Below are 23,404 nucleotides of genomic sequence, written 5' to 3' on the forward strand. Positions count from 1 at the left end.
CCGAACATCAGGAGCCCACCCCATGCCCCAGTTCTACACCCTGCTCACCGATACCGGTCAGGCCAAGATCGCCAACGCCGTGGCCCTGGGCACCCAGATCGAGATCACCCAGATGGCGGTGGGTGACGGTGGCGGCAACCCGGTCACCCCGGACTCCAGTGCCACCGCCCTGGTCAATGAAGTTCGACGCGCACCGATCAACGCCGTCCACACCGACGACGACAACCCCACTTGGATCGTCATCGAGCAGGTGCTGCCGCCCGACGTCGGCGGCTGGACCATCCGTGAAGTCGGTGTGTTCGATGCCGCCGGCGACCTGATCGCCATTGGCAACCTGCCCGAGACCTACAAGCCGGTGCTGGCCGAAGGCTCCAGCCGCACCCAGACCATCCGCGTGGTGATGGAAGTCAGCGACACCGCAGCGGTAACGCTGAAAGTCGATCCCAGCGTGGTGCTGGCGACGCGGGAGTATGTCGATGAAGAGATCGACAAGCATGCGCAGAGTCGCAACCACCCGTCGGCAACTGAGTCGCTACAGGGCATGATCACGCGCGCAAGCCAGTCGAAAGCAGAGGGGAAGACCGACAATGAAGCTGCGATGACAGCGCTTCGTGTGGCGCAGCAAAATGCGACCTGGGGCGGTGGGGTTAATATTCGGGAATATAAACTTCCAACGTTTCAGTTTGGCAGTGACGGGGTAAGTGATGAGTATCTTATACTAGTCCCCTGGGGCGGGCGGTCTCCCAGTGTTTTGATGGGGGAGATTCGTTCTTCCCGTGGTGGTGATACTGCTTCAAATATACCAACTGTAGAGCCAATCGTTGCATCATCGGCATATGGAGTAACTCGCTGGCTGAAACGCCATCATGATGCAGGGTCCGGTGCTAGATTTAATAGTGTTGCTCGTATAAGTGTTGATGGCTCAGAGTATCTTGCAATAAAGGCAAATACGTCAGGAGGTGTTTCGCATAACCTGTTCTCTTTCATGGGAACGGTTATAGGGGGTGACGATAGAATTTTAACAAGGGTCCGTGCGTCTGATTCTGGTGTATCGGTTATTGATACAGTCGGCTCTAGCCATAAGACGCTTGATGAAAGCGATTTTTCTACAGTTCAGGAGATGATTGAATCGTCTCGGTCGACTGATCAGTTTTCGTTATACGATGGTGGAAGGGTCTACTACACTGGCGAGATTGTTCGAGGTAGTGATGGCCGCTTTTATGAGTTCTATGACAGAGATCAAGACGGAAGTGTTCAAGGTGTAGATCCCGCCAACAGTAACAATCGGCCTCAAATATGGATGGAATGGCATGGTGTTCGGCCCGGTTCGGTTATTGAGTGGCGTTCAACGTCAATCCCTGAAGGGTATATTGAAAACGATGGAGCGGCGATAAGTCGTAGCGACTATCGCCGAATCTTTGATGTATTTGGCGTCAGTCATGGTGCTGGCGATGGCTCCACGACATTTAACCTACCTGACGATAGAGGGGAGTTTAAGCGGGGCTGGGATCATGGCCGTGGCGTCGACGCTAGTCGTAATCTTTTCTCCCATCAGGGAGACGAGTTCCGTAGCCACCGGCACAGATTGCCAACAGGTCAGGCCGACCTTTCAGATACCAGTGGTATTTGGGGCGTGAACGACACGTACTGGGATCAAACGACATCAATTAATACAAGTCCCGCCCCTGGCGAGACTGCATGGTCGTCGGTCGAAGGCAGTAGCAACGAAACTCGACCACGCAACAATGCCGTCATCTATCTGACCAAAATTTGAGGGCCTTACCATGCGCATCTGGGATATCAACCCGACCGATCATACCGTCATCGATCCAGCCGGCCGTGACTGCCCTATTGATCCAATGAGTGGGCAACCGAAGGTACCGGGTAGTGCGATCGTCGAACCACCTCCTTCGGTGGCTGCACGCGAAGCCGCCCAGGCCGTTAACGGCGACTGGCGTATCGTGCCGGACTGGCGGGGCCACGTCTACTGGCTGAGCGATGGCACCCGTCACGAGATCATCGAGCTGGGCGTCGAGCCACCAGCCGAAGCGCTGAATGAAGCTCCACCTAGGCCAATCGACGACCTCGCCGCCCAAGCCCTCTCACGCATTAACTCGGGCTACCAGGCCGAGATGGGGCAGATTCTGAACGACTATCCCCAGGCCGAGACGCTGACCTTCGACAAGCAGGAGCGCGAGGCGCGTCAATGGCAGGCGGAGAACAGCGTGGCCACACCCTATATCGACGCCATGCTGGTCGAACGCCCCATGGACAAGGCCGAGTTGGTGGGGCGCATACTCGCCAAGGCCGATGCCTTTACCATGGCTAGCGGCAAAGCCACCGGGAAACGTCAGCGACTCGAAGATGAGGTGAAGGCCGCCTTCGAAGCTGAGGACCGCGATGCCCTGGAAACGCTCAGCTGGTAGTTAGAAAACCGGGCGAACGCCTTGGTTTCTAACGTGCTTTATATTCATCGAGAGGGTGGCGTGGTGGTGAGGAAATTATATTTCCGAGCTGTTTTCTGGCAGATCTGTAAGAGCTGGAGCAGCAGGAATCTTTGAAGGTGTGTCCATCGAACTCATGAACGGCGAAGGCCCATTTTCTTCCGTAGATATCTTTGTATCTCACAATCAAGGAGATGGGCTTCATTAATTGTGCTACACCGTCAGTTCCACATCGTATTAGCTCTGGAGTCACAGAGAATTCTGCAATGACTACTTCATCACCGGTTCCGAGAGAATGACCACGTTCTAAGGTGGCGGCGTATATTTTACCCGATAAGTGGCGGCCGAAGCTTGATTTTATGAGTGTAATAGTTTTTTCGAAAAGAGGTCCGCCAATTTCTGAGCCATCGCGGAAAACCTGGAATGATTGAATAATGGCGGGTCCAAATCCTTTGTTGGCGATTGTCACCCTGACGATGGGAGAATCGCGAGTGGGGTAGTTTGCCCAAATAGATAGCGCAGGGATTACGGATAGTCTCGCTTGTTTTTGAATGATTATTCCATTCCAAATGGCAATTATAATTGCAATTGTGGCAGTCACTAGGCTTAGTAGTGCTCCAAAAGCCTGTGCATTTGCAGCTCCACCCATTGATTCTACAAGGTTGGCCAACAATTTCATCTCCTTGATGTAGATCTACAGTTTAGTCAGCCCCCTTTCATAGCAGTGATTCGCCCAAGTGTCACATGGCAACCCCACCCGAGGCGATGCCTGGCCTCCACTGCGATCCTCAAGTCTGACGTCAGCATTTCACCCTGATCAGGCTTGAGGATTGCAGCATGTCCGAGAAATTCCTGCACGGCCCCGAGGTCGTTGAAATCGACTCTGGTCCGCGCCCCATCCAGACCGTCCGGTCGAGCATCATCGGCATTGTGGGCACGGCGCCTGACTCGGCGCCGGCCACCGCCGCGACGCTGACCACCGGCAACGCCACCTTTGACACCGCCATCACCTTCACTGCAGTTGGTGCGGGCTTGGCTGGCAACAATATCAGTGTTGCCCTCACCAACCCGGGTTCCGCTTCTGCCTCTTCGTCGGTCAGCGTGACGGGCACGGCCATCGTGGTGAACCTCGCAACCGATGCCACTGGAGCGCTTACCAGCACCGCTAGCGACGTGGTGTCCGCCGTCAATGGCAGTGCCGAGGCTTCGGCGCTGGTGACCGCTGCGAACGCTGATGGCAGTGACGGTAGTGGCGTGGTGCTGGAGCTCAAGCGCACCTTGCTGACCGGCGGTGCCGCAGAGCCGTTCCCGCTGAACGTCCCGAGCCTGGTTGCAGGCAGCCGTGCTGAGGCGGCAGCCCTGGGCACTAGGGGAACCTTGCCCCAGGCACTGGAAGGCATCTTCGATCAGGCCGGCGCCGTGGTCATCGTCGTCCGGGTGGAAGAGGGCGCAGACGAAGATGCGACCATGGCCAATGTTATCGGCGGGGTGAACGCGACCACGGGGCAGTTTGAGGGGCTTCATGCCCTGGCTGGCGCCAAGTCCGTGGTGGGTTTCCAGCCTCGCATTCTGTGCACACCTGGCTTCTCCCACCAGCGGCCCGAGGGCTTCGCCAATCCGGTGGTGGCCGAAGCGCTTGGTATTGCTGAACGTCTGCGCGCAGTGTTCATCGCCGATGGTCCCAATACCACTGACGACGCGGCTCAGGAGTATGCCGCCGACTGGGGTAGTCCCCGGGTCTACATGGTGGACCCCTGGGTCATGGTCAGCATCGACGGCGAGATCGTCAGTGAACCACCCAGCGCCCGTGTTGCCGGCCTGATAGCCAAGATCGACAACGATCGTGGGTTCTGGTGGTCGCCCTCGAACAATGTGATCAACGGCATCATCGGTACCGCTCGGCCGGTCGACTTCACCCTTGGTGATGCCAACAGTCGTGCCAACCTGCTCAACGAGCGCGGCATTGCCACCGTCATCAATCAGGACGGCTATCGCCTGTGGGGTAACCGCACCCTGACGGACGACACCAAGTGGATCTTCCTGTCGGTGCGGCGCACCGCCGACATCATCAACGACAGCATTCTACGCGCCCACCTGTGGGCCGTGGACCGCAATATCACCAAGACCTATGTCGAGGACGTGGAAGAGGGCGTCAACGATTACATCGCCCGCCTGAAAGCCTTGGGGGCGGTGCTGGGGGGGCGTTGCTGGGCGGATCCTGATCTGAACACGCCGTCCAATATCCAGCTCGGTAAGGTCTACTTCAACTTCGACTTCACGCCCCCGTATCCGGCGGAGCACATCACGTTCCGTTCGCTGCTGGTCAACGACTACATCGAAGAGGTGTTCGAGTAATGGCTTCTCCGCGCAACGTACTTCGCAACTGCACCATCAACGTGGATGGTCGCGGCTACGCCGGGCAGGTCGAGGAGTTGATGCTGCCGGTGCTTGAGGCGACCGTCGAGGACTTCCGTGGCGGCGGCATGGATGGCCCAATTGGGATACAGATGGGGATGGAGAAGCTCACCGCTTCCTTCTCGCTGATTTCCTTCGATCGGGACGTGCTTGCGCTGTTCGGGATGGTGGAAGGCTCGACTATCCCGCTGACCGTCCGTGGGCACCTCCAGTCGTTCAACAACGACACCCAGCGGTCGGTGGCCCGTCTTCGTGGGCAGATTCGCAAGATGGACCCAGGCACCTGGAAGCCTGGTCAGAAGCCGACGCTGAGCATCGAGCTTGACCTGGTTCGCTACAGCCTGACCGTTGGCGGCGAGACGGTGCATGACATCGACGTCGAGAACTCCATCCGGATCGTGAACGGCTTCGACCAGCTCGAGGAGATGCGCAACTCCCTCGGCATCTGACGCGGCATCTTGGCCCCGAATGGGGCCGTTTCCCTCAACTCAGCTCTACCCCTCTCCACATGGTGCGATATGGCCAAGAAAACCGACGTGTATTCCGAGACTACCGACATCACTCTGTCCAAGGGCATCGATATCGATGGTGCCAGGGTTCAGACCATCACCATGCGTGAGCCGACCGTGGCTGATCAGCTGGCCGTCGACGGCATCAAGGGTAACGCCCTGCGCGAGATCACCTTCTTCGCGAATCTGTGTGACCTCACGCCGGACGACATCAAGCAGCTCCCGCTGCGCGACTATCGGAAGCTGGCGGAAGCCTTCGAGGGTTTTACCGAATAGCGCCCGTCGATGTCCGGCGCGGCGCCCTGGCGCTGGCTTCCCACACTGGCTGGGGTGAAGGGGAAATTCTGAACATGCCGTCGTCCCGCTTCTGCTGGTGGATAGACGGGTTGCCGAAGCGAGACCAGGATGGCTAATCAGAAGCTCAACGCGACGATCCAGATCGGTGGCACCGTCCAGCGATCCTTCACCAGTGCCATCGGCCGTACCAAGGGCAAGCTGGGTGAGCTGGGCACAGCCATCGCACAGGCTGAGAATCGCCAGCGGACCCTGGCGCGCTCGATCAGCACCTTCGGACGTGAAGGGCGCAACGTCGATGGCCTGCGCCGGAGATACGCTGAACTCGGTGACGAGATTGACCGACTGCGGGCGAAGCAGCAGCGCCTGTCACGCCTGAAGACGTCGCAAGATGCCAACCTCGAGCGCCGGGGTGAGCTGGGTGGCCACTTGTTTGGCGTGGCCGTCGCGGGCGCTGCCATGGGCGCACCGCTTCGTGCCGCGATGAACTTCGAGGCGGCGATGAGCCGCGTTGGCGCCGTCTCGCGTGCCAATGATGAGCAATTGGCGCGCCTCACCAACACCGCCCGTGAGCTGGGGGCAACCACCGAGTGGTCGGCCAGTCAGGCCGCCGAGGGTATGCAGTTTCTGTCGATGGCGGGATTCAGCGTCGATGAGACGGTCTCCGCCATGCCTGGCATGCTCAACCTGGCCAGCGCTGCGGGCACTGACCTTGGCCGAACCGCGGACATCACGTCCAATGTTCTTCGACAGTTCGGCATGGAAGCCGACGAGACTGGACGCCTTGGTGACGTTCTCACCAATGCCTTCACTACGTCCAATACCACCCTGGAATCCCTGGGCCTGACGATGAGCTATGTCGGACCGGTGGCCGCCGCGGCTGGCGCCGACATCGAACAGGTGGCAGCGATGGCCGGCAAGCTCGGTGACGCGGGTATTCAGGGGGAGAAGGCCGGTACCGCCTTGCGAGCGATGTTTTCCCGCCTGCAGGATCCGCCAAAGGAGGCTGGCGCGATTCTTCAGGGGCTGGGCGTTTCGATCGAGAACGCCAACGGCGATATGCGCGACATGTCGGACATCCTCGCCGACATGGATACCGCCATGGCGGGGATGGGAAGTGTTGCCCGTAGCGAGATCCTGTCGACGGTGTTCGGCCTGGAGTCGCTGAGTGCTGCCCACGTGCTGATGGCCGATGCTGCCAGCGGTGCCTTGGACGAATATGAGGACTCCCTGCACAAGGCTGGGACCTCCGCTGAGGTCGCGGCCAAGCAGAATGACAATGCCCGGGGCATGGTCAAGCAGTTGGGCTCGGCCCTCGAATCGCTGGCCATCTCTGTCGGCAACATCCTGCTGCCCGCCTTCACCGACAGCGGCAATGCCCTGGCCGGGATGATCCGCTCGGTGGACACGCTGATCCAGGAGTATCCGCTACTGGCGAAGGCGGTTGTCGGTGGCACTGGTGCAGTGGTCAGCGCCACGGCGGCGGCTGTAGTGGGTGGCTACGCCTATACCTTCCTCAAGGGTGGCCTGCTGCGAACCAAGGAGGCCTATTACGCCGTGGGTGATGCGGCGAAGTGGGCAGTGGGCAAGATTCGGGCGGTATCGCTGGCTTCATTGCTGAACCCTGTGGGCCTTGCCATCGCGGGTATTGGTGTTGCGGTTGCTGGCGCCGCTATCTTGATCCATCGCTATTGGGACCCTCTGACGGCGTTCTTCAGCGAGCTGTGGTCGAGCATCGAGTATTCGACGCGCCCCGCCCAGCGCGCCTTCGAGCGAGTCAAGGAGGCCTTGGCGCCGATCGGCAACGCCATAGGCGGGGTGATTGAGTGGGTGGAGCGTATGGTCAGTCCCACCACCCACGCGGGAGATACCTTCGTCGCCTTCGCTGATGCGGGTGAGACGGCTGGCCGGGTGATTGGTTGGGCTATCAACCTGGCCGCCTGGCAGATCGAGACCGCCGTGGATGTGATCAAGTACGCACTGCGCTGGAACCCCATTGCCATCGTGACGCGCAACTGGGAGCCCATCCGGGACTTCTTCACCGAGCTCGGGGAGGACATGAAGGCGGCCATCGGCGATGCCGTCGCCTGGATTGGAGAGAGGTTCGAGTCGATTCAGCGTAAGTGGAATGCCTTCAAGGAGTTTCTGGGGATGGGTGAGTCGGCGGCGGCTTCCCGGGAGCTCAGCCACTCCCTGGCCAGCACGGAAGCACCGAGCACGGCCAGCGGGGTTAACGACTTGCCGTTACCGCCGGATAGCCTGGGTACCGCTTCTATGCCGATTCCTGACGTGGCACCGCGTGGGGGATCCACCACCAGCGTGCGCACCCAGGACACCTACGAGATCAACGTTCACCAGCAACCAGGTGAAGACAGCGATGACTTTGCCGAGCGTGTTGCTGAGCGTATTGAGCAGAAGCGACTGCAGAGCCTGCGTGGAGCGCTCCATGATCACTGACGTCATGATGAGACTGGGACCCTATGTGTTCAGCGTATCGACGGCGGCCTACCAGGCGCTTAATCGCACAACGGAATACCGCTGGGGCGCACAGGAACGGATCGGCCAACGCGAAGCACTGCAATTCGTTGGCCCTGGGAAGGATGTCATCTCGCTGCCCGGGGTGATCTACCCGAAGTACCGCGGTGGATTCGGCCAGCTCAACGAGATGCGATCACTCGCCGCGACAGGTCAGCCACTGCTGATGGTCGCCGGCACTGGGCGGCTGTTGGGGCGCTGGTGCATCGAGAGCATCACCGAAACCCAGTCGGTGTTCCTCGGGGCCGGGCTGCCGAGAAAGCAGGCATTCACCCTCAAGCTGAGGAAGTACGACGATGGCGCAAGTCTACAGCTCCCGGGACGGTGATACCGTCGACCTGGTGGTCTGGCGCTACTACGGGCGTCAGGACGCGCGGCTGACGGAGCAGGTGCTGGAAGCCAATCGGCACCTGGCGGACGCCGGCCCACTGCTGCCGGCGGGGATCCTCATCATCCTGCCGGACGTGGAGCACGTTGCCGAAGCGAGGGCAGGGGTCAGCCTATGGAACTGAACGTTCGTCCCTCCTACCGCGTCGAGGCCAACGAGCAGGACATCACCGACATGATCGCTGATCGGTTGGTGAGCATGAATATCATCGACGCCACCGGGCTGAAGTCGGACAGCGTGGATATCACCCTGGCCAATCACGACCCCCTGAACCCTTTGAAGCTGCCACCGGTTGGCGCCGAACTGCGTGTATCGATCGGCTATGACGGGGTGGTGGTCGACAAGGGCCTCTTCGTGGTGGATGAGCTCAACCTGGCAGGGCCGCCTGATCGACTTACCATCGTGGCCAGGGCTACGCCTCAGTCGGTCAGTGAATCGGGGGAGGGCTCCACCCGGGAAACGCTACAGACGCAGAAGACCCGCCCCTGGGAGAGCGGTACGACGCTCGGCGGCATGGTCTCGCTGATCGCCGAAGAGCACGGCCTTGAAGCGGCCGTCGCGGCCAGCCTGGGGGCGATCGTGCTGCCACACATCGACCAGGTCAGCGAATCAGATATCAACCTGCTGACCCGTGTAGCCAGGGATTACGACGCCATCGCCAAGCCTGCGGGTGGCAAGCTGCTGCTGGCGCACAGGGGGGAGTCGATAACGGCGGGCGGTGGGCAGGCGTTGCCGGTCATCGAGTTGGCGCCCGCCGAGGTGACGCAGTGGACCGTGACCCTGGCGCAGCGGGTGATCCTGGGTAGCGTCGAGGCCACCTGGTGGAACCAGACCCTGGCGAGGGAAGAGACCGTCACCCTAGGAGAGGGGAAGCCACTTCGGAAGCTACAGAACCAGTACCCGGACGAGGCCACGGCCAGAAAGGCCGCTGAGACGGAGCTGAAGCAGAGAGCCAGGGGTGGCAACACCTTGCAGCTGACAATGCCAGGACGACCAGAAATCGTTGCCGAGGGACGCCTGACCACCGGTGGGTTCCCCGATGGCGCCAACCAGGAATGGCTGGTGACGGAGGTATCACACCGCATCACGCCGCGGGGCTACACCAGCGGGGTACAGGCCGAGCAGCCGTGATTGAAGCTATAGGATCGGTAGGATCGTTTGTGTAGGCATGTTCTGAACCGTCTCATGAACGATGTCAGTCACGTGCCTTAATCCAGGTAGATCAAGATCCTTCGAAGGCATTTCGTAAGCGTATCGAAAATCTACAAATGCGCTGTCGAATGGTTGCAATAGATTTTCCAGCTCTGCTATAGAAAGCGAGTGTACTTGAGCAAGTGTTTTTTCAAACTCAGGCAGCACCTCAGTGGGAATTTTGTTGAGTAGCTGACTGAGCTTATGGCTCGCTTGAGGAGCTCTATCGCCGATAACTTGGCCAGAGGTGATTTCTATTTCTTCTCCTGAAATCACTGCGGTGCTTCGAATCGGATTGTGGTATTTGTACTTCACCATCAGCGATTTTAGGTTCAGTTCGATCGACAGGCACGCATTTACGATTGAGGGAATCACTGGGCAACCGGGAGTGACACTGACCTGGTAGAAGGCTTCTGCAAGTTCAACCACACTCGGGTTGGGATAGTCACTGCTGGGGACTTCTAGATTCATGTTGCCTCTCATTCGTCTTCTGGCACTACCTGTCGGGTACTGGCACTGTCTAAGGCTGAGAGGGTTCAACAGAGCTGGGTGCCCTGGCCGACAGAGGTCGGCCAGGACGATGGCCTTACGCTTTGGCGATGATGAGCAACACTACTGCGGCAACAACCACTGCGCCCAATGGAGGTAGGGCAGTCGCTGCGGCAGTGTAAACAGTAGTGAATACACCTGCCTTAGCAATCCAGCCAGCTGAGCGCGTTGAATCGGGTACTTGCATTGACCCCTCCTCAACATCCCCCAAGTCTCATGAAGAGCCGGGTATGGGGAGCCCAGACTTGCTGCCTATTCGAGTTAGAAGCAGTCACCCGGGGGCAGCACCCGACTGCGCGGCCTAGTATAAGAGAGGCCGACTGAATTTGGAATGAGGAACTTGCGTTGGAATGAGGGGGATGAGGAGCGTTGGCGACTGTACCTGTGGTTGCTGTTTGGTTGCTGATGAGCGGTGACCAGTAGGGTGCAGACTCGTCGTGGAAACCGGCAATAGCTTGAAAAATATAGAAAACCGCATGGCAGGCGCGGTCGTGGCTTGTGGACTCACAGCACTCATAATCCCTTGGTCGCTGGTTCGAGTCCAGCTGGGCCCACCACTATCAGTTACTTACACAGCCTTTTTGCTTTTCCGACTGTACCTGCGTGAATTTTGCGTGAGGCTAGGAAACGCTCAGTCTGCGCAAAACTACCAGTTCCGGCCTCTTGCTCTCCCGTTCGCACACACTGTCGGCCGCCTCGATCAGGCGCGTCAGTTCCGCTGCTGAATAGTGCGTCGTGATCCGTCCGGAGCGGTGCCCGAGCAAATCCTGACGATCCTCGAAGCTCACGCCGGCCGCCCTGAGACGGCGGCCAAATGTGTGCTTTAGATCATGCACCCGCACTTGCGGCAGGCCAGCAGCGCACCGGGCGCGCTTCCAGCCGCTATTGAGCATCCGTGCCACCGGGTTGCCTCGATAGGCGAAAACATGCGTCTCATGCTTGCCCCGCTGCTGCTCGATAACGGACAAAGCAGTGCGGTTGAGCACGATCAGCCGGTCATCGGCATTCTTAACGTGCTGGCCGGGTACGATGAAAACAGACGTTTTAAGGGTCGGGATCACCACTTCCCAGTCCCAGCGCAGGCCGCAAATCTCGCTGTCACGGCAGCCGGTATTGACCGCAAACAGGCTCATTGCGGCCAAGTGCCCCGGCAATGCTACAAACAAACGTTCCTGCTCATCCCAGGAAAGGGGATAAGGCCGGCGTTTGTCTGTGTCCGGTAGCAGCTTGATTTTCGGAGGTGCCTGAAGCCAGGTCAGCCCGTACTCATCAACCCATTCCGATGCCGCGAGATTCACGATACGCCTCACTACCTTCAGACCGTGATTGATCGTGCCGGCTGAAACGCCTTCCTGACGCCGGTGTTCGATCCAAGGCTCCAGCGTGCCACGGTGCAGTCTATGGAGCGGTAGGTGACCGATCCATGGCATGAGTAGCTTGAGCCGCCCGATGTCGCTGTCCAGGCTCCGCTTGTGCCGGTTTTCCAGCACAAACTTCGCAGCGGCCTGCTCGAACGTCCTTGTGGGCCGTACGCCGTAGACTTCGGCCTGTCTGATTTCCTCGCTTAGCCTTGCGAGGTATCGCTCCGCTTCTGCGATTTCAGCGCTTCCAGTGCTCTGGCAAATGCGCCGTCCACGGATTCGCTTGTCGATGTGCCAGATCCCGCCTCGTTTGACGAGCCCCGGCGTTGCTTTGCGTCCCATGTCGTCTCTCCTCTTGATCGACCGGGACGCCCGTTGCACTGAATATAATCGTCCACCCAGGCGTCCAGCTCAAGCCGGTCGAAGGCTATGGCCTGCTTGCCAAGCGGCACCTCCGTTACGAAGGGCCGTACGTCCGCGTTGAACCGGTTGCGGTCCATCCCCAGATAGGCCGGCGCATCACGCAGCCTGATCAGTCGCGGCAAAATGGCAAAAGGCTTGTTCATGCTCTGACGCTGACATGAGCTGTGTGGGGGCTTCCTTGTCTCGGCCTCTTGCGCCATCAAACACACAGCCGGCTCCGCCTGAGCGGATCAGATGAGGCGACAAGATCGTTAAATAAGGATGTGTATTAGGACAATGCCAGCAGGGAAGTACGGCTGTCCTCAGTAAAGTGTGTAAGTTTCTCATCCACAACAAATATTAGGCTAGATGAATATTTAGTTAATAGATAATTAAGATTTAAATAGCTATTATTAAATTATGGAAACAACCAAGGGTTGGTTAATATGCAGATTAAAGTAAAAGGCGAGATGACAATAAACGATATACGGCAGGCTTTGTTTGAAAAGCTATGCGAGCTTGAGTCAGATCATGCTGTTAGATATTCGCAGGGAGCAACGTTATATATCAATCCAACTAATGGTTTTGGTGATGAAGTATACCCAGATGTCTCAAAAATATACAGCACAGGACCGTACCGGTCTGCGGCTGACGAGTATAAGCTGTAATCACTGTTCAATGTCATAGAAGAGGGTTCGAATATGAAGCAGCCTCAATATATTGGCCTGGAAGAAGCACGCAAAGTATTGTCGGAAATAGGTGTTTCACTGAATGAACGACAAATGAAACGCGCTGCCGATAAGGACGCGACAGGTCAACGGAAATTGCCGTTTTTTGTCGATCCAATCGAGGGAAGGCTAAAAATTGAGAAAGGGACGCTCGTGAAAATTTATAGACAGCTTCAGGTGGAAGCGGAAAACAGTTTTAATAATAGAGATAAGACTTGATTTTACAGAGTCTATGTTCAATTATTCGGCTTAATGTCAGATATTAGAAAGAGGGTAGGCAGGAACGGCACGACATACCAAGTACGCTACCCGAGCAAATCAACGAAAACAGGCTATGCCTATGCCACCTTTAAAACACGAAAGGAGGCACAGGCCTTCGTTGAAAGCGGGAAAACACAGCAAGCAAGTACAGCTCACCAAAGCGAAATAAAAACTGTCCGTCAGGCTACAGAGAAATGGCTGCGGATCTGCGAAAAAGAAGGGCTGAATGGCAGAGAGCCGGTAACATCCTATACGCTAAAAAACTACGAATATCGTGCGCAGTTTATAAAGGCTTATGAGTGGGATAAAGAGATTCAGGGACTCACAGCACCTGATGTCGTAGCATTCCGCTCGTGGCTCCTACAAAGTGATATTAGTCGTGATCTTGCGGGAAAAGTGTTGTCCTCATTCCAGTCAGTGATGAAGGAGATGACGATCAGGGGTGTGTTACCACACAATGTAGCACCCGGTATCTGCATTAGAGCAGACGCTCGCTACAAAGAGCCGGTTGTTGTTCCGACGAAGCAAGAGGTACTAGCGCTGCTGGGTGCAGCTGATAGACTTGCCAATGCTAAAAATCAGACCATTGCAAACGCTTGGACTCGCTACAGGCCAATGCTCTACCTAGCGGCCGACTCCGGTATGCGGCCACAAGAATATCTTGCCATATCTAGATCTTGCCTTTCAGATCATGGCGTACAGGTTGAAAGGGCAATCGAAGGCGGCGGTACAAAAATATCAGTAACAAAAACACCAGCAGCGCGACGTTTTATCGAACTCAGTCCCGAAGTTCTGGACATGGTTAAACATTATGCGGATCATCATGCACCGCAGAGCTCCCATGATCTTGTATTCCCGGCGTCAAATGGCGGTTTGCAATCGCGTCGGAACTGGCAGCGTCGAGGCTTTAATGCCGCATGTGAGGAGGCAGGGTTGGTCGAGTCTGTCGAGATAGAAGGTAAGATTGTAGAGCAGCCGAAATACAGGCCCTATGACCTCCGGCATTTTTTTGCCTCAGTGCTGATTGATAACAAGACAAATTTGAAGAAGATACAGACAGTGATGGGGCATACGAATATCGAGACCACTTTGAACGTCTATGGGCATTTGTTTCCGGATGAAGAAATTGGTAAAAGTGAAGATAGAGGTATGATTAACGGTTTGCTTGGAAATTCTTGTGGCAAATCTGTGGCAAGAAACCTCTAAGATCCGCAGAAATCTGCCATTTTTGTTGAATGGGGTGCAAGGGGTCGGAGGTTCGAATCCTCTCGCTCCGACCATAATAAAATCAATGACTTAGCACGTTTTTAAGAGATTAGATGGCTCGATAAGGTCATTTTTTGCCACAAAATCCCCACCCCGCAAACCCGCAGAAATCCGCCACTGTCCTTTTTGATCCGTATCAGCTTGTGGCAAATTTGTGGCAAGAGGTTTATTAACTATAGTGTCTAGGGACACAATGGTTATTGTGTCCCCATTGTAGTGACGGCATACGTGATTGTTACGCGGCAGTTCTGCTCTTGATATCTCCGATGATCGAGAGTAAATCTACTACTTCAGCGGAGCTGAAAACGCCTTCGATCCCCATGCTGTCCAGGTCAGTGAATGGGCTCTCATACAGTGTGCGAGGGTCCATGACTCCGCGCTCTGTTAGGTAATCTATGACCATATTTAAGAATTCAATTTGGTCAGGTCCGGGGTTATACTTTTCTATAAAGGTATTGAAGGATTTCTTGGCAGCCGTACGATCAAGACCGACCATAGAGCGGATGAAAAGGCCAAGACCACCATCGTCTTCTAGTTTTTCAATCTGCTCCCGCTCGGCGGTGCCGGATTCAATTAGAATGCGCTCCATCTCTTCCAAATCCTGCGATGTCAGGGGTTCATTGCGCCGCAGTTTCTGGATCGTAATGTGATCCATGTGATCTGTCAGGAAGTGGCGTACCTTTAGGCGGAAGCGGTGCATATCCGTGCCGACGGAAGAGTTTAGCGCCTCAATCTCTGATGCTTCGCCAAGCTCATCCTCAAAGTTCGTATAGACATGCGGACGCTTTTTAACTTCAATGAGTTTTATGAGACGCCGTAGCCTGCGCCGAACGGTATCAAGGATTGGTGCCGTGATATCCTGCCAGAATTCATCGGTTTGAAGCTCTAGAATTAGATCCAGTTCATCCGCAACCATCGGAACATTGCGCTTTTCTTCCAAAAGACCAGCCAGATCACGGATCTTTTTGGAATACCCTTCAAAGTTTCTTTCACCCTGAAGTAATGCAAGTTGAGATCGAAGAATGAGCAGGTCAAACTGCTTAGCTTCCAGTTCGTCATCTTCATTGGCTGTTGGCAGGCCGGCAAGTTCTTCAATGAGCTCCGAACGCTCATCAAGGCCGAGCTTTTGCCAGGCTTCTGGCGACTGGAATTTTTCAACTAGCCGACGTTTTGGGCGTACCTCGAAATTATCTATATTCATCCCCAAAACGTCAGTCCTGAGATGCTCGACCACAGCAGAGCGTAAACCGTTCAAGGCGTCAGTTGAATGCTCGTTCTGAAGATCTTGAATTGCTGAAGCAAGATTAACACGTGATGCGAACAGGCGGCAGCTTAGTGAGTCATTACCGGCACCATCCGTCACGTCGGGGTTCTGTTTGAAAAATTCGAAGTTCTGGCAAAAATCGAATACATAAAATTCTTCTTTATGCTCGCCCGGGCCGAACAGGTCTGGGCACAGCCGAGTACCACGTCCTAGCATCTGCCAGAATTTAGTCTTGGATCGGACAATCTTGAAGAAGACAAGGTTGACCGCCTCCGGTATATCGATGCCGGTATCAAGCATATCAACGGATATGGCAATATGAGGCGACTTATCCTTTTCACTGAAGTCATCGATCAGTGATTGTGCGTATTCAGTTTTGAAATCTATGACACGAGCAAATTTTCCGGCCAGGTGAGGGTAATTGGCATCAAAGCGTTCAGCAATAAATTGCGCGTGGTCATGGTTCTTGGCAAAGACAATCGTTTTTCCAAGCCGATCCCCATCAGCAACCTTAAGCCCGTGGGTCATCAGATGTTCGAGAACCTTGTCTACCGTATCTTCATTGAACAGCCACTTATTGACGGCGGCAGGGTCGACTTGATCGGGAACGCTACCTTCTTCATCCCATTCGATAGCATCCCATGCTTCTTTTTCTTCTTCGGAGAGATCGTCATATTTGATCCCCTCGCGCATAAAACGCAGCGGTACCGATACGGCTTTGGGTGGCACGAGATAGCCATCATCGACAGCCTGATCCAGGTCATATGCATCCGTCGGGATGCCGCGCTCCAGGTTGAAAAGAGCATAAGTGTCACGGTCAACATCATCTTTTGGTGTTGCCGTTAGGCCAACCAGGAAACTATCAAAATAGTCAAAAATTGCTTTGTATTTGCGATAAACGGAGCGGTGCGCCTCGTCAATCACAATCAGGTCAAAATGCCCTGCTCCAAACCGCCGCACACCATTGTGTGTTTGATCGATCAACCTCATCATTGTCGGATAGGTTGAGACATAGATGCGGCCATGACCGGCATTATCCTCGATGAGATTAACTGGTGACGAGTGTGGCAGAAATTTTTTAAAGGCATTCGTGGCCTGGTTTACCAATGCAACGCGGTCAGCTAGAAACAAGATACGCTTGGACCAGTTCGCACGCATGAGAAGGTCAGTTAGGGCGATGACCGTGCGCGTCTTCCCCGAGCCGGTTGCCATAACCAGAAGCGATTTTCGCATCTTGTCCTTTTCAAAGGACTCGGCAATACGGCGGATCGCACGGGTCTGATAGTAGCGCTCGACAATACTTCCGTTGATACTCTCAGGTGCAAGCGGCTTGAGGGTTGAGCGCCGCTGGATAAGTAGTTCCAGCTCGTCCTGTTTTAGAAACCCCTGGACTGGCCGAGGCGGGTAACGCATATCATCCCATAGCCAATGTTCATAGCCGTTAGAATAAAATATAACAGGACGCTGGCCGAACGTCTTTTCGAGGGCGTTGGCATACAGCTCTGCCTGGCGCTGCCCTTCGCGGGCATCACGCTTGGTCCGCTTGGCTTCGACCAAGGCAAGCGGCTTGCCATTATTCCCCCACAAGACATAATCAACAAAGCCTTCGCCAGATTTATTAGGCATACCCGTAACCGGGAACTCTGTATCACGCTCATCGTCCAGTGACCAGCCTGCTTCGGCGAGCAGCAGGTCAATGAAGGCATCTCGCGTCTGAGCCTCGTTATAGTCATGATCGTCAGGAATCTTCAGGTTTGCTTTCTTCACCCTGTCGATTTCAGCACGAAGGGCTTTTATATCCTCTTCGACTTTTAAGCGTTCACCTTCGCTTTTTAACCGCTCTTTTTCCGCTAAGGCGCGTGCTTTTTCGGCCTCTACGTAGCGGCGTTCTGTTTCCTGAAGTTTCTGGAGCGTGTTTGACTCTATCTGCGTTGTAGCCGGCAGTGCATCGGCAGAGAAGCTAATATCAGTAGCAGGCTTTTCACCACTGGCATAAGTGCGCACAAGCCAATAGGTAAAATGAAAAAGTTCACGAACAGCTGTAATGGCACGATAAGGCGGAACAGGCTTGACTTCGTGAACAGCCATATTGCCGTGGTCTTTGATGATTTTGGCTTTTGTGACCAGGGCGCTTCCGACCAGGCTTCGGAACGTAGGCTCATGAATATGCGCAGATAGGGTTGACTGATAAGGGGAGCGGAGAGTTCCGTCACTGCGATACATCCATTTAACAGCGACTTCCAAGGCCAGCCGGGCATAAAAACAGGCACTGCGCGGATCAGACCGTGCTAAAAGCTCAGCCTTATGAGCATGGTCATATACGTCCGCAAATTCCTTTTGTGCGAATGAAAATTGCGAAGCCATAGCTCAGTGCTCCCTTATGTCAGGGAAATGTTCAATAAATGCGGCTTTTACCATGCTCCAGATCTCCTTATCCAAAGGTTGCCGGCAATGGATCGTATTGAGCACTTTATAACCCGCTGACGCTAATGTACAGGCAAGTTGTTTCTCCAGCGCAGCGACTATGTCGCGCGGCCCGCGATGAGAATCCATGTCATTTTGTTCCGCGTAAAGCGGGCCGTGCGCGATCAGGTCAAAAGCCCGGCAGCTTTCCGGTTCCACGCCAGCGCGGACAAGATGCGCGCGCAGGGCGTTAGACGTCTTGACGTGGCCGAGGTGCTGTCCCATCCGGGCATAGGGGGGCGCTGCATTGGGCGATGAGCTGTCACCTGTCCGGCCAACATAGAGGAGTTCACCGTCTGGCGTATCGACACGCCACACATAAAGCCAGAAGCCACGCTGTAGCATGGCTCCCGGCATTGATAATGTGTGGGTATTAGCACTCATTGTTATGTTCCTTGGTAGACACGGTCAGAGTTTATCTGCTCCGTCAGATATGGCGAAAACCCGGCAAGTACAACAACTACTGATACTAAGTCGCGCATTTCAATATCGCGTAGTACGCTATCATGATTTCCTGCATGGCCAAGTCCAGGATAGTTTGAGCGGAAGCCATATAGCTTTTTCAAAGCCTCTCTAAGAGTTGCGTGGGGCCAGGAGTTTACCTGAGTGCATATATCGCCAAGAGTGTTTGCAGTTACGTTGGGACTTTTCTGGCCAATGCCTTCCAAAAGATTAAATTGTTTCTGGAGGCATGTTTTCATTCGTGTGGCAGTTTCATTGCCCTTCAAGTCACGCAAGGAGTCTTCAAATTCCTGCATTAATTGATGAAGGTGCGCATCACGCTCAGTGTACCATTTTAATTCACGAATAAGTTGAGAGAAAACACCTGGCAAAGTGGGGTGTAGGCTGAAAGGGCGACGCAAATCATAACGCAAGCTGTATTTTTGAAGGAAATTTTCAACTAGCTGAAAATATCGGTTACGGTAAGGCTCATCATCATAGCTGGATATGACATTGTAGGCGCTTTCCAATGCTGCTACAGCCGTGGCTTCATCTTTTACCTGTTCTTTCATGGCAAGACGAACGGCACGTCTGCTCAGGTGCCCACCACTTACTGCCTCCTCATAGGCTGCCCGTTTCTTTTCATATTCAGTAAAAGACCTCAAATACTCATCCCTTGCTGCAATATCTTCAGGGTGAGTGAGTTCACCATCATCAGTGAAGCCGCGTGGTGGTGGTGGCTCTTCTGGAGGTTTAGGCTCTGGCACCAGTTCCCTGTATAAATCAGGGAAAAGGTCGTCACCATACTCGGAATGTTTGCCGAGTTTGGCCCAAATCTCGCGCCATGATTCGTTCCATATGCCGATGATTTCTCCCCGCATAATTCAAAGCTCCCTGCGGAAGGCGTGCTGTTGTAACGAAAGTATTAGTTCTTTAAGATGCCTGTTATGATTCTCGTAGGACGATTTTTGTTCTTCAAGAGCCACTAATGAGTTTGCATAATCTGCTATCTTGGCATTGCCAGCTTTTGGAATCTTTATAGATCCAAGAGCCTTAGTGTTTATGTTGTATTGCCCTGCGGAAGTTCTTGCATTATCTAAAAGCTGTTTTCGCCCGGACGGAGATTCCAGATAGGAGTGAATAAATGCTGATATTGCAGGGTTCTTTAAACGTGCTCGTATCAGGTAGGAGGCAAATATAAATTCTGAAATTTCATGCTCAGAGTTCTTTATTTTTTTGGGGACGACAGCGCTTCTGCCAACATAAGTCGGGTTGCCGTTAGTGCGCACAAATAATAAATCGTTTGTGCGTAGTGAAAGCCGATCAAGCTCTTTTTTCGTAACGTTTACCTTTTTTAAATCGCTTAAGTTTATATCGCCAGCGACCACGTTCGGTATGCGCAGGGTTGGCGCGCCTTCAGCAGAAGACTTATTCGAAGTTCCATAACGGAATTCTTCAGTTAGTTCTCCAAGAGTATCAAACTCGCCAGATTCCAGCTCTCGGTCGAATATTTCCAGAAATAGCGATAACCTAAGATCATTCAGTTTTTTTATTGCGTGTTGGCGTAAAGTATAAACTTGATTCGCATGATCAAGAATTGTTGCGATTCGCTTCTGCTCCTCAAGTCTAGGTAATGGTACATCGAAATCCGCAATGGTCTTTGGACTTAGACGTGGTAGGTTCGCGCCTGTAGATCGCGAACTGGCAAACTTTACCATTGAAGGCTGACGAAGGAAGTATGCAAGAAATCTTCTGTCAATTCTTGGTCCTGGTTTTATAGGTACTATGTCAGTGCTACATACACCTTCAAAATCAGGTAAGGCTATCTTTGCTAGATATGGGCGAAGTTTCCCATATAGTATATGCTCAGGGCCAAACGAGAATTTAGTACTGGCTAGGTCTCCATTCAATACCTTTTGTCGCTCGATAATACGTCCGCCGCTTTCGATATTCTCCAGGCCTAGATAATTAGTCCCTGACTCAATCGCTGAAGGATTAATTCCTTTCCGCTCGATTGAAGCGACTTCTGCCAACTTTACTATGCTCCAGTTCATCAAAGCATTTCCTCCAGCGTGTTGAGGCCTTCGGCGATTTTGGCTTCTATTTTACGGAGGTCAGCAATGATTTTTTCCGGCTTGTCGTACTCAGTCTCTTCGTTTTTTATCTCAGAATAGCGGTTAAGAGACAGGTCATAGCCTGCTGCGGCAATATCTTCGCGGGAAACGCAGAAACTTTGAGCGGTACGCGGACGTTCGTTTTCAGACGTCTCACGATTAGCCCAGCGGGCTAAGATATCCGGTAGATTATTCTTTTCATGCTCTTCGGCTGTCAGTGCCTGCTGAGGCTTCGGGCCAAGTTTTTCCCGGGGCAGGAGCGGTTCGCGCTTGTCGTCAAGCGAGATGCCATCTTGTTTGACGTTGTAGAACCAAACATTTTCTGTGCCACCGACTCCAGTTTTGGTGAACACCAGGATGGCAGTAGATACACCGGCATAGGGGCGGAATACACCTGAAGGAAGTTTGATGACAGCATCGAGCTTGTGCTCTTCTACCAACATCTGGCGCAATTCTTTGTGTGCCTTGGATGAGCCGAACAATACGCCATCGGGTACGATTACAGCCGCGCGACCGCCGGTACGCATGAGTCGCAAGAAAAGAGCGAGGAAGAGAAGCTCTGTTTTCTTGGTCTTGACGAACTTTTGAAGATCCTTGGCACATGCTTCGTAATCGAGTGAACCCGCGAAGGGTGGATTGGCCAAGACAAGCGAATAGGTGCCTGCATCTTCTGAATGATCTTCGGCTAGACTGTCACGATAGCTTATATTCGGGTTTTCTACCCCGTGCAGCGTCATATTCATTGAACCGATACGAAGCATGGTCGTATCGAAATCAAAGCCGTGAAACATGTTGTTGTGGAAATGTTCCCGGAGCTTTGGATCACGCAGCATCTCCTTGTGGTTGTCACGGAGATATTCACCAGCGGCAACCAGGAATCCACATGTGCCGGCAGCCGGATCGCAAATCACATCTGTTGGCTGCGGATCGGTGATTTCCACCATAAGCTGGATAATATGGCGCGGGGTACGGAATTGACCGTTCTGGCCGGCGCTGGCAATCTTGCCCAGCATATATTCGTAGACATCCCCTTTGGTATCCCGGTCTTCCATCGGGATTTTGTCGAGCTTGTCGACCACCTTGGCGAGCAGGGCTGGGTTTGATATGCCAAGGCGCGCATCGCGCATGTGCTTACCGTAGCTGGATGTCTTTCCGTTCAGCGTTCTTAGAAACGGGAAGACATGCTCATCAACGACTGTCATCATTTCGCGGGCTTCAAAATTCTTGAAGCGAGACCAGCGTAAATCTTCGTAGGGACGGCCGCGCTCATCTTCGCCTTGCGGGAAAATGCAACGCTCCATAGAGATATTCAGGCGCTGGCTTTTACGCTCTTCGAGCGTATGCAGCTCATCCAGGCGTTTAATAAATAGCAGGTAAGTTATCTGTTCGATAACTGAGAGAGGGTTTGCAACGCCACCTGCCCAAAAATCATTCCAGATATTATCAATCTGGTTTTTGATATCGCCTGTTATCACTATTTCAATCCTGAGTTCTGTTTAAAAATAACGTAATTTTAGTCTGCTGGTGCAACAAGTTTACGATGATGCTTCCTGCAAGGCTTTTTCAAATTCGGTACTGTTCGCGACCACTACCGGTATTTCTTCCGGATTGTCAACTTTGTCAGCTATGTCCAAGCGTAGTCTTTTTTTGAAATAGTATAAAAAAGACTTCCTTATTGGTATATCAATTACATGATTATCCATAGCATAGTCAGAAGCGATAATGGCTTGCTGCGACTTTGAAAGCGCGGGGTTCGGCATTAGCTGTACTGTGAAAATAGTATGCCACATCTGGTCATCTCTAGCAGCCGCTTTAGCCTTGCCTGCCGGTCGGCAATCAAGGCAACGAGACAGCAAGAAGTCCTTGAACTTGCGATCTATATGGCAGTAGGCACGGACATGCCAGCGGAAGCCGTCACTTGCCAGCGCATGTGGTGAGATCTCACGCCACACGGGATCGGGGCGGTTGGGGTTCATGGACTGATAATGAATCTCAATAGCGCTCCTGTTGCGAACCGCCGATAGTATCGTGCGCAACACCTCAGGGTCGATCCTGCGGTGGGGTATGGGCAGGCAGTCAACGTTGGGCAGATTCGATAGCCATGTTTCCTCTACCGTTTTGTCCTTCTCGGCGATCTGGCGCAGCTGCGAGAGGTATTGATCCGGTTGGGGCGTCAGGAAGCGAGGCTGGAAGGTTTCAGCTGCAAAATAGCGCTTCTCGCTCTTGTCGTACGCCATATTGCCGGGGGCCAGCTCCTGGTACTGGCTCAGATCCTTGGACGCCTGCGGTACGGACACGCCGAAGAACCCAATAATATCGCCGCGATTGATCCCGCCCTCCCAGTACAGCCGGAACTCTATGAACCTGAGGCGTCTTTCGACCCCCCAGCGTAAGCCTGATGAACCTTCGCTCACTGATGACTCCTTGATGGGTATAGAAACTATATTGACATCGAAAAGCGATGCGTATAGTTTTTATCCTATCGGTGAAATGCAGTCAACGGAAATCGGAGGTCGCTATGGCGGGGAATGACCGTTATGTCGTCAAGCATGGCAAGGCGTGGGCGGTGAAAAGGGCTGGCGTCGCAACGCCTGATAGCGTGCACAGGACACAGGGTACGGCTGAGCAGAGCGCCAAACGGTCTTTGCGCTCCGCCGGTGGCGGAGAGGTTCGCATCCAGGGCCGTGATGGCAGATGGCGCGACTCGGACACGGTGGCGCCGGGCAACGACCCGTTCCCGCCACGGGACAAGAAGCATTGAACCGACTCAGGAAGACAT

Annotated in this window: 21 protein-coding genes; 12 read left to right on the top strand and 9 right to left on the bottom strand. The window is 54.1% G+C overall.

Going from position 1 to position 23,404, the window contains the following annotated elements; all coding sequences use genetic code 11:
* Positions 1-22: 22 nt before the first annotated feature.
* Together RBB39_RS00880 and RBB39_RS00885 are read left to right on the top strand one after the other, a co-directional pair.
* The gene (locus tag RBB39_RS00880) at positions 23-1,774 is read left to right on the top strand and encodes a phage tail protein (RefSeq protein WP_306168631.1); all 1,752 of its coding nucleotides are present in this window, start codon (positions 23-25) and stop codon (positions 1,772-1,774) included.
* A 10-nt stretch (positions 1,775-1,784) separates the two neighbouring features.
* The gene (locus tag RBB39_RS00885; RefSeq protein WP_306168632.1) at positions 1,785-2,426 is read left to right on the top strand and encodes a hypothetical protein; all 642 of its coding nucleotides are present in this window, start codon (positions 1,785-1,787) and stop codon (positions 2,424-2,426) included.
* Positions 2,427-2,454: 28 nt separating this feature from the next.
* On the opposite strand, the gene RBB39_RS00890 is transcribed toward RBB39_RS00885, so the two are convergent.
* Complete coding sequence (locus RBB39_RS00890) at positions 2,455-3,123, bottom strand: hypothetical protein (protein WP_306168633.1); 669 nt, start codon at positions 3,121-3,123, stop codon at positions 2,455-2,457.
* A 158-nt stretch (positions 3,124-3,281) separates the two neighbouring features.
* On the opposite strand from RBB39_RS00890, the gene RBB39_RS00895 reads away from it, so the two are divergent.
* From RBB39_RS00895 to RBB39_RS00925, 7 genes are all read left to right on the top strand, one after another.
* Positions 3,282-4,799 (top strand): phage tail sheath subtilisin-like domain-containing protein, encoded by a 1,518-nt coding sequence (locus RBB39_RS00895; protein ID WP_306168634.1) that lies wholly within the window; start codon positions 3,282-3,284, stop codon positions 4,797-4,799.
* Positions 4,799-5,308, top strand: coding sequence for a phage major tail tube protein (locus RBB39_RS00900; protein ID WP_306168635.1), 510 nt, complete (start codon positions 4,799-4,801; stop codon positions 5,306-5,308). The genes RBB39_RS00895 and RBB39_RS00900 overlap by 1 nt, the downstream gene beginning before the upstream one ends.
* Before the next feature lie 69 nt (positions 5,309-5,377).
* Positions 5,378-5,644: a phage tail assembly protein gene (locus RBB39_RS00905; RefSeq protein ID WP_306168636.1), complete on the top strand. Its 267-nt coding sequence runs from the start codon at positions 5,378-5,380 to the stop codon at positions 5,642-5,644.
* A gap of 129 nt (positions 5,645-5,773) precedes the next feature.
* The gene (locus RBB39_RS00910) at positions 5,774-8,119 is read left to right on the top strand and encodes a phage tail tape measure protein (protein WP_306168637.1); all 2,346 of its coding nucleotides are present in this window, start codon (positions 5,774-5,776) and stop codon (positions 8,117-8,119) included.
* Positions 8,109-8,525, top strand: coding sequence for a phage tail protein (locus RBB39_RS00915; RefSeq protein WP_306168638.1), 417 nt, complete (start codon positions 8,109-8,111; stop codon positions 8,523-8,525). Before RBB39_RS00910 ends, RBB39_RS00915 begins: the two co-directional genes overlap by 11 nt.
* Positions 8,494-8,709 (top strand): tail protein X, encoded by a 216-nt coding sequence (locus tag RBB39_RS00920; RefSeq protein WP_306168639.1) that lies wholly within the window; start codon positions 8,494-8,496, stop codon positions 8,707-8,709. The genes RBB39_RS00915 and RBB39_RS00920 overlap by 32 nt, the downstream gene beginning before the upstream one ends.
* Positions 8,700-9,716, top strand: a complete 1,017-nt coding sequence (locus tag RBB39_RS00925) for a contractile injection system protein, VgrG/Pvc8 family (RefSeq protein WP_306168640.1) — start codon at positions 8,700-8,702, stop codon at positions 9,714-9,716. The genes RBB39_RS00920 and RBB39_RS00925 overlap by 10 nt, the downstream gene beginning before the upstream one ends.
* A 6-nt stretch (positions 9,717-9,722) precedes the next feature.
* Here the strand turns inward: RBB39_RS00925 and RBB39_RS00930 are convergent, their stop codons facing one another.
* Positions 9,723-10,247: a hypothetical protein gene (locus RBB39_RS00930; protein ID WP_306168641.1), complete on the bottom strand. Its 525-nt coding sequence runs from the start codon at positions 10,245-10,247 to the stop codon at positions 9,723-9,725.
* Between the two features lie 698 nt (positions 10,248-10,945).
* A complete protein-coding gene (locus tag RBB39_RS00935) occupies positions 10,946-12,028 on the bottom strand; it encodes a site-specific integrase (RefSeq protein ID WP_306168642.1) in 1,083 nt (360 codons plus the stop codon).
* A gap of 761 nt (positions 12,029-12,789) precedes the next feature.
* Between RBB39_RS00935 and RBB39_RS00940 the strand changes: the two genes are divergently transcribed.
* Together RBB39_RS00940 and RBB39_RS00945 are read left to right on the top strand one after the other, a co-directional pair.
* Positions 12,790-13,035: a hypothetical protein gene (locus RBB39_RS00940; protein WP_306168643.1), complete on the top strand. Its 246-nt coding sequence runs from the start codon at positions 12,790-12,792 to the stop codon at positions 13,033-13,035.
* A gap of 33 nt (positions 13,036-13,068) precedes the next feature.
* Positions 13,069-14,283 (top strand): tyrosine-type recombinase/integrase, encoded by a 1,215-nt coding sequence (locus tag RBB39_RS00945; RefSeq protein WP_306168644.1) that lies wholly within the window; start codon positions 13,069-13,071, stop codon positions 14,281-14,283.
* Positions 14,284-14,578: 295 nt separating this feature from the next.
* Here RBB39_RS00945 and RBB39_RS00950 read toward each other — a convergent pair whose 3' ends face one another.
* From RBB39_RS00950 to RBB39_RS00975, 6 genes are read right to left on the bottom strand one after another with little or no spacing between them, the layout of a single operon-like run.
* Positions 14,579-17,971, bottom strand: a complete 3,393-nt coding sequence (locus RBB39_RS00950) for a DEAD/DEAH box helicase family protein (RefSeq protein ID WP_306168645.1) — start codon at positions 17,969-17,971, stop codon at positions 14,579-14,581.
* Between the two features lie 3 nt (positions 17,972-17,974).
* Positions 17,975-18,454 (bottom strand): hypothetical protein, encoded by a 480-nt coding sequence (locus RBB39_RS00955; protein ID WP_306168646.1) that lies wholly within the window; start codon positions 18,452-18,454, stop codon positions 17,975-17,977.
* A 2-nt stretch (positions 18,455-18,456) separates the two neighbouring features.
* Positions 18,457-19,392: a hypothetical protein gene (locus tag RBB39_RS00960; protein ID WP_306168647.1), complete on the bottom strand. Its 936-nt coding sequence runs from the start codon at positions 19,390-19,392 to the stop codon at positions 18,457-18,459.
* 3 nt (positions 19,393-19,395) lie between these two features.
* Positions 19,396-20,565, bottom strand: coding sequence for a restriction endonuclease subunit S (locus RBB39_RS00965; RefSeq protein WP_306168648.1), 1,170 nt, complete (start codon positions 20,563-20,565; stop codon positions 19,396-19,398).
* Positions 20,565-22,100 carry a class I SAM-dependent DNA methyltransferase gene (locus RBB39_RS00970; protein WP_306168649.1) on the bottom strand — a complete coding sequence of 512 codons (1,536 nt, stop codon included), beginning with the start codon at positions 22,098-22,100 and terminating at the stop codon, positions 20,565-20,567. Before RBB39_RS00970 ends, RBB39_RS00965 begins: the two co-directional genes overlap by 1 nt.
* A gap of 60 nt (positions 22,101-22,160) precedes the next feature.
* A complete protein-coding gene (locus tag RBB39_RS00975) occupies positions 22,161-23,039 on the bottom strand; it encodes a YafY family protein (RefSeq protein ID WP_306168650.1) in 879 nt (292 codons plus the stop codon).
* Positions 23,040-23,143: 104 nt separating this feature from the next.
* Here RBB39_RS00975 and RBB39_RS22710 point away from each other — a divergent pair, with 104 nt between their 5' ends.
* On the top strand, positions 23,144-23,386 hold the full coding sequence (locus RBB39_RS22710) for a DUF2188 domain-containing protein (protein WP_371931848.1): 243 nt from the start codon (positions 23,144-23,146) through the stop codon (positions 23,384-23,386).
* Positions 23,387-23,404: the final 18 nt, after the last annotated feature.

The sequence above is a fragment of the Halomonas sp. MMSF_3323 genome, from assembly GCF_030733595.1.
In the GTDB taxonomy this organism is placed as follows: Bacteria; Pseudomonadota; Gammaproteobacteria; order Pseudomonadales; family Halomonadaceae; genus Halomonas; species Halomonas litopenaei.

Coding starts and splice junctions, on each gene's coding strand:
- RBB39_RS00880 (WP_306168631.1), top strand. CDS start 23: ATGCCCCAGTTCTACACCCTGCTCACCGATACCGGTCAGGCCAAGATC.
- RBB39_RS00885 (WP_306168632.1), top strand. CDS start 1,785: ATGCGCATCTGGGATATCAACCCGACCGATCATACCGTCATCGATCCA.
- RBB39_RS00890 (WP_306168633.1), bottom strand. CDS start 3,123: ATGAAATTGTTGGCCAACCTTGTAGAATCAATGGGTGGAGCTGCAAAT.
- RBB39_RS00895 (WP_306168634.1), top strand. CDS start 3,282: ATGTCCGAGAAATTCCTGCACGGCCCCGAGGTCGTTGAAATCGACTCT.
- RBB39_RS00900 (WP_306168635.1), top strand. CDS start 4,799: ATGGCTTCTCCGCGCAACGTACTTCGCAACTGCACCATCAACGTGGAT.
- RBB39_RS00905 (WP_306168636.1), top strand. CDS start 5,378: ATGGCCAAGAAAACCGACGTGTATTCCGAGACTACCGACATCACTCTG.
- RBB39_RS00910 (WP_306168637.1), top strand. CDS start 5,774: ATGGCTAATCAGAAGCTCAACGCGACGATCCAGATCGGTGGCACCGTC.
- RBB39_RS00915 (WP_306168638.1), top strand. CDS start 8,109: ATGATCACTGACGTCATGATGAGACTGGGACCCTATGTGTTCAGCGTA.
- RBB39_RS00920 (WP_306168639.1), top strand. CDS start 8,494: ATGGCGCAAGTCTACAGCTCCCGGGACGGTGATACCGTCGACCTGGTG.
- RBB39_RS00925 (WP_306168640.1), top strand. CDS start 8,700: ATGGAACTGAACGTTCGTCCCTCCTACCGCGTCGAGGCCAACGAGCAG.
- RBB39_RS00930 (WP_306168641.1), bottom strand. CDS start 10,247: ATGAATCTAGAAGTCCCCAGCAGTGACTATCCCAACCCGAGTGTGGTT.
- RBB39_RS00935 (WP_306168642.1), bottom strand. CDS start 12,028: ATGGGACGCAAAGCAACGCCGGGGCTCGTCAAACGAGGCGGGATCTGG.
- RBB39_RS00940 (WP_306168643.1), top strand. CDS start 12,790: ATGAAGCAGCCTCAATATATTGGCCTGGAAGAAGCACGCAAAGTATTG.
- RBB39_RS00945 (WP_306168644.1), top strand. CDS start 13,069: ATGTCAGATATTAGAAAGAGGGTAGGCAGGAACGGCACGACATACCAA.
- RBB39_RS00950 (WP_306168645.1), bottom strand. CDS start 17,971: ATGGCTTCGCAATTTTCATTCGCACAAAAGGAATTTGCGGACGTATAT.
- RBB39_RS00955 (WP_306168646.1), bottom strand. CDS start 18,454: ATGAGTGCTAATACCCACACATTATCAATGCCGGGAGCCATGCTACAG.
- RBB39_RS00960 (WP_306168647.1), bottom strand. CDS start 19,392: ATGCGGGGAGAAATCATCGGCATATGGAACGAATCATGGCGCGAGATT.
- RBB39_RS00965 (WP_306168648.1), bottom strand. CDS start 20,565: ATGAACTGGAGCATAGTAAAGTTGGCAGAAGTCGCTTCAATCGAGCGG.
- RBB39_RS22710 (WP_371931848.1), top strand. CDS start 23,144: ATGGCGGGGAATGACCGTTATGTCGTCAAGCATGGCAAGGCGTGGGCG.